Source organism: Cyanobacteriota bacterium (assembly GCA_025054735.1).
GTDB lineage: Bacteria > Cyanobacteriota > Cyanobacteriia > SKYG9 > SKYG9 > SKYG9.
The window spans coordinates 1-5,351 of sequence record JANWZG010000281.1 but is presented as its reverse complement, the minus strand read 5'-3'; the positions used below and the strand labels follow the sequence as shown (position 1 = coordinate 5,351).

Genomic DNA, 5,351 nt, shown 5'->3' with positions numbered 1-5,351 from the left:
AGCTTGGAGCTTGGGTTGGTGGGCAGGACTGGCTACCCATAGCCTGCAACGCCTGCATCACCTCCTGGGCAGATTGGTAGCGATCGCCGGGCTTATAGCTCAGCATTCGGTTCAGCACCTGGGCAAAACCAGGACTAACCGGAACCAAGTTTTGCCAGAACCACGTCATGGTGCGATCGTCAAAAAGCTGTTGGGGTTCACGTCCTGTGAGTAAAACAATAGCGGTCACGGCTAGGGAGTACAAATCACTGTTGGGGTAAGCTTGCCCCGTCTGGATTTGTTCCATAGGTGCGTAGCCAATTTTACCCACGGCAGTTGCCCGATCAACGTAAGTCGCCTGTACACGGCTAGCAACATCCTTAACCACGCCAAAGTCAATTAACACAGGCAATTGGTCACGATCGCGGCGAATTAAATTACCCGGAGAAATATCCCGATGGATAATACCTTTGCTGTGGATGTAGGCCAACACTGGCAACAACTGTTGCATAAGCTGCACCACCTCTGCTTCGGAAAAGCCGCCAGCACCATGGGGATTGGCAGCCATACGCTCCCCTAGCAAGGTGTGATAGGTTTTGCCCTCAACGTAGTCTTGTACTAAGAAAAGGCGCTGGTCTTGCTCAAAGTTGGCGCGAAACTGAGGAATTTGTGGATGCTGAATTTGATAGAGAACAGCCGCCTCCCGTTGAAATAGCTCCCGTGACTTCTCCATCACGTAGGCATCGTTTTGGGCCAAAATCAGCTCCTTGATAGCGCAATACTCATTAAATCGCCCTTGATCGGCTGCTAGATAGGTGCGTCCGAAGCCACCTTGCCCCAAAATGCTGAGCAGGCGGTAGCGATTTTGCAAAACAGTATCAATCGCAAGGGGCGGTAGCATGGTGACTCTCTCAGTTGACTACGGGCAAACAAGCACACAAGCACACAGCGAAATACACAATTGCAAGATACACAATTGCAAAGTACACAACTGTGGACAAAATTGTGGATAGACACAACCCATCACTACCAATGGTAATCTACTCTGTCAAGTCTCTGAAGCAATCCTATGACAAGCCAGTTGGATTGCCTGACACAGACGACCACTGAGATTACCACTGGGCCGACTCACGGGTTGCCCGCAACAGGTCTTCGGGCGTGCCAATGTCCAGATAACATCCTTGGGGAAAGGGTTCTGATTGTACCACCAGCCCTTGGTCAATAGCAGCCTGAATTACATCACCGATTGGCAACTCCTTGGTAAGGGTGGGCAAATGTGTATCATCCCCAGTTGCTCGTTGTTGTTCGATCGTAGCTACATAGTCATGCAGAAACTGGGTGAAGGTGGGTGTCCAAACTGCGATCGCCCACATGTAGCGCAACTGGCTAGTCCTTGGCTTTTCCACAATCAGGCGCACCCGTCCTGTCTCATCAGCATCCACCATGCCTACCTTCTCTGGCTGGGAACTGGGGAATAACCCTAACACCACATCAGCACCAGTCGTTGATTGTCGGGTTAGCAAGCGAGCATAGGCATCGCGGGGCCGAAATAGCACATCAGGAAATCCCAGCGCCACTAGGGAATCGTGTACAAACGGATAGGCTTGGTCAAGGGTGTAAGCTACGCCATAGGGCAAGTTCATGATCAGGTAGCCTAGGTGCATGGTGAGCAGGGTGCCATCCCCAAAATAGGCAGGAATGTCCCACTTGCCGGAACGGAGAATAAAATAGGCGCGAGTGATCCCAGCCAATCGCATTTTTTCCAGCAGGTAGTGGCTGGCAACTTTAGGACGCAGGCTGCCCTCGGTACCCATAGGATGCAGGCCGATCGGGTATAACTCTTTGCTCAGGGGCAGTGGAGAAATGCGACGGGCTTGGCCTCCAGCGGGCAGCAAGCCAATCACACTAGGCTGGTTAACTGGCATGACAAAGACGTTGCAGGGTAGGAATAAAGTCAGGATACGAAATAGTAACCGCATCTGCCCGCTGGACTTGGGTAGTGCCGGTGGCAGCTAGGGCTGCGATCGCTAAACTCATAGCAATGCGGTGATCAGTATGGCTATCTACCGTGGTGCCTTTAAGAGGAGTGCCACCCGTGATCTCTAGGCCATCGGGATGCTCAGTGACCTTTGCTCCCAGACGTGTTAACTCCTTGGCCATGACAGCAATGCGATCGCTCTCCTTGACTCGCAACTCCTCAGCATCACGAATCACCGTAGTGCCTTGGGCAAATACTGCCGCTACCGCTAGCACCGGAATTTCATCAATCAGGCGAGGGATGAGGTCACCAGCAATTTCACAGGCGGTCAGGGGTAAGCCGTGGCTGCCTGATCGATAACGCACCCGCACATCGGCGACCGGCTCGCCAGCAATCGTGCGCTGGTTTTCTAGGGTAACATTAGCCTCCATCATCTCCAGCACTTCTAAAATGCCAGTGCGAGTAGGATTCACGCCCACATTTTCAATCATCAGGTCAGCACCAGGGACGATCGCCCCTGCCACTAACCAAAAGGCAGCAGAACTGATATCTCCGGGCACAACGACAGATTGGCCTCGCAGTTGGGCAGGGCCAGTAACAGTAGCACTCTTAGTATCTGGATCCACAACAATCTTGGCTCCAAAGGCTCTCAACATGCGCTCGCTGTGATCGCGGGAGAGAGCAGGCTCCGTCACTGTTGTTTGTCCCTCGGTCATTAGTCCTGCCAAGAGAATGCAGGATTTGACTTGAGCAGAGGCGATCGGAGACTGGTAGTGAATAGGCCGTAGGGTTTGTCCTTGGACGGCAACGGGAGCATAGCCACCACTGCGGCTCCAGATAGCAGCTCCCATCTGTTGCAAAGGACGGATAACCCGTGCCATCGGGCGCGATCGCAACGACTGATCCCCAGTCACTGTGAAAAACCGCTCTGCATGGGAAGCCAAGATTCCCAGCATCAGCCGTAGTGTGGTGCCAGAGTTGCCCGCATCCAACACATCAGTAGGTTCCTTGATGGCACCCAAGCCCATGCCGCGTACAGTGACCAACTCAGTATTCAGGTCTGAAATCTCTGCTCCCAGCAACCGAAAACAATGGGCGGTACTGCGGGGATCATCACCCAGCAATAATCCGCGAATCTGGGTTTCTCCAGTTGCTAGTGCCCCCAACATCAGCGCCCGGTGGGAAATGGACTTGTCTCCAGGAACCTGAATTCGTCCCTGGAGCGTGAGTCCTGATGGTGGTGGAGCAATTGTCAACCAATGGTTACTTTCAGTAGTTTCTAACGATACGATCGCAGACGACATTAGGCTAAACTGACGAAGGGTTATCTTAGTCATCCTATCTTGCTTGAGTCCCTCTCGTTCCCCTGACTCACCATGCTGACTTATCACCGTCTGCCTGTGCATATGTCCTTGGTTTCTACCGATTTGCCTGTTTGGTCTGTGGTGGAAACGGCTGCTACCCTCTATGAAAAAGAGAATGAGCGCTATCATCTGTTATTAAACGAACCAGCAACCTGTCCAGAGGCAACTGATCCAGACTCTTCAGAAGCAAAGCGTTCCCCGTTATTCGAAATACCCCGGCTATTGTGGTTAGAATTGTCTCCCTACCGGGTCATCATGACCATGCAGAGCCACAGTCGGTTTAGCTATCGCCACTTTTGGGAGCAGGGAATTTATGGCACTAGCCGTTATTGGCTGCAAGATAATCACTTGGGCAAGTCTGGTCATATTCATCTGCAAAATTTTACCCGTAGCCTCGTGTTTCAATCGGCTCCGTTACCTACCTACCTACGAGTAGAATACGAGTTGTGGTCTAACAAGGTAGCCCTGGGGCGTTACATTCTCAATCTTGACATCCGGCACCATTCACATCAGTAGCTTTGGCTTGTCTGTCTGAGTGTTTCTTGAGCATAGTGTCTGTTAATTTGTCCACTACTCAATCTCTCAGACCATACCAAGTTCACCAGAGCAAATGTTCTGTACTGGCAACTAACTTGACTGTTCATTCAGGTGGTAGAGGAATGACCGAAGCTCTCACTCAACCTAACGTGGCTGCTGATCAGTTGCCCCCTCCATTTCCCGACCATACCCAACTGCCAGAGTCAGATGGTACGTTTGTGAAAAATTTTCAGGAACATCCTCAATCCCTGCTCTTGACAGACTCACTCGTCCCTGTTCTAGCAAGAATTCACCCTGATGGACAGTATGTCATTGGCCAAGATTGCGGCATTTACTGGCGAGAAGCTGATCCCCCCGAAAGCGGCGCAGAAGCTCCCGATTGGTTTTATGTGCCTAATGTTCCTCCCCGGCTTGAGGGCAAGATTCGCCGCTCCTATGTGTTGTGGCGTGAGTTCATCTCACCCACGATCGCCCTAGAATTTGCCTCAGGGAATGGTAGTGAAGAGCGAGATCGAACCCCACTCTCTCGGTGCCAAAATGGTAGCGCGAATGCTGAGACGGCTAAACCTGGTAAGTTCTGGGTGTATGAGCAAGTTATCCATATCGCCTACTACGGTATCTTCCTGGTCAATAGTGGTGAGTTAGAGATGTATGAACTGGTTGGTACAACCTATCAGCGCATGGTACCGAACAGCCGAGGGCACTATCCCATTCCCCCCCTAGGTGTGGAAATTGGTGTTTGGGAGGGCACTTACCTGAATCAAACTCAGCAGTGGTTACGCTGGTGGGATTTAGAAGGAAATCTCTTGCTGACCGGGCATGAACGAGCAGCAAATGCAGAGCAGCAAGCAAAACAAGAGCGGCAGAAACGGGAGCAACTAGTAGAGTGGTTGCGTAGCAAGGGAATCAATCCAGAGGAAATGCCACCTTAGGATGTTTCCCCGTCTGAGGTTGATGGTTTTCCCGAATGCGGGTGTGAAACGGATGCAAAGGGTTGCTGTTTGCTATTTGATAGTCCACCATAAAGGCATCCAAAATCCTATCCTGGCAGGTATTGTCACAGATGTTTGCGTACACATGACGGTCGCGATGCCAACGATCGGGGTTACAAATGCTGCTTACGTCTGATTGCCTAGGTGCTACCGGTTACAACAGCTATCTGGCTGCCCTCAACAGAGTCACAGTGACGCTAGGATTGCGATTGCTTGCTGGGAATCTGGATGATAAACTCTGCACCCTGACCAAGTACAGAACGGCACTCTAATGTGCCACCATGTCGCTCAGTAATGATCTGATAGCTAATAGACAGCCCCATACCAGTCCCCTTGCCAACGGGTTTGGTGGTAAAGAAAGGATCAAAGAGGCGCGATTGTACTTGTTCAGGAATACCAGGGCCATTGTCTATGATGCGAATTTGGACATCAGGAGGTTTTGCTGCTTGGTGCACTTGACTCACGAAGGCTGTATGGATCTCGATCGTAGGCACTTGCTTC

At 51.5% G+C, this 5,351-nt stretch carries 6 protein-coding genes and 1 pseudogene; 3 read left to right on the top strand and 4 right to left on the bottom strand.

What is annotated here, in order from left to right; all coding sequences use genetic code 11:
- From NZ772_13100 to aroA, 3 genes are all read right to left on the bottom strand, one after another.
- The coding region (locus NZ772_13100) for a serine/threonine protein kinase (protein MCS6814487.1) at positions 1-880 on the bottom strand (880 nt) is incomplete at its 3' end.
- 211 nt (positions 881-1,091) lie between these two features.
- Positions 1,092-1,904, bottom strand: coding sequence for a sugar phosphate nucleotidyltransferase (locus tag NZ772_13095; protein ID MCS6814486.1), 813 nt, complete (start codon positions 1,902-1,904; stop codon positions 1,092-1,094).
- Positions 1,894-3,261 (bottom strand): 3-phosphoshikimate 1-carboxyvinyltransferase, encoded by a 1,368-nt coding sequence (gene aroA / locus NZ772_13090; protein MCS6814485.1) that lies wholly within the window; start codon positions 3,259-3,261, stop codon positions 1,894-1,896. The genes NZ772_13095 and aroA overlap by 11 nt, the downstream gene beginning before the upstream one ends.
- A 72-nt stretch (positions 3,262-3,333) precedes the next feature.
- Between aroA and NZ772_13085 the strand changes: the two genes are divergently transcribed.
- The 3 genes and pseudogenes from NZ772_13085 to NZ772_13075 all read left to right on the top strand — a co-directional run bounded on the left by NZ772_13085 (position 3,334) and on the right by NZ772_13075 (position 5,122).
- A complete protein-coding gene (locus NZ772_13085; protein MCS6814484.1) occupies positions 3,334-3,837 on the top strand; it encodes a hypothetical protein in 504 nt (167 codons plus the stop codon).
- A 143-nt stretch (positions 3,838-3,980) separates the two neighbouring features.
- Positions 3,981-4,790 (top strand): Uma2 family endonuclease, encoded by an 810-nt coding sequence (locus tag NZ772_13080; protein ID MCS6814483.1) that lies wholly within the window; start codon positions 3,981-3,983, stop codon positions 4,788-4,790.
- Between the two features lie 76 nt (positions 4,791-4,866).
- Positions 4,867-5,122, top strand: a pseudogene (locus NZ772_13075) (isochorismatase family protein).
- Here NZ772_13075 and NZ772_13070 read toward each other — a convergent pair.
- A partial coding sequence (locus tag NZ772_13070; protein MCS6814482.1) for a HAMP domain-containing histidine kinase occupies positions 5,048-5,351 on the bottom strand: 304 nt, incomplete at its 5' end. The pseudogene NZ772_13075 and the gene NZ772_13070 sit on opposite strands and share 75 nt — an antisense overlap.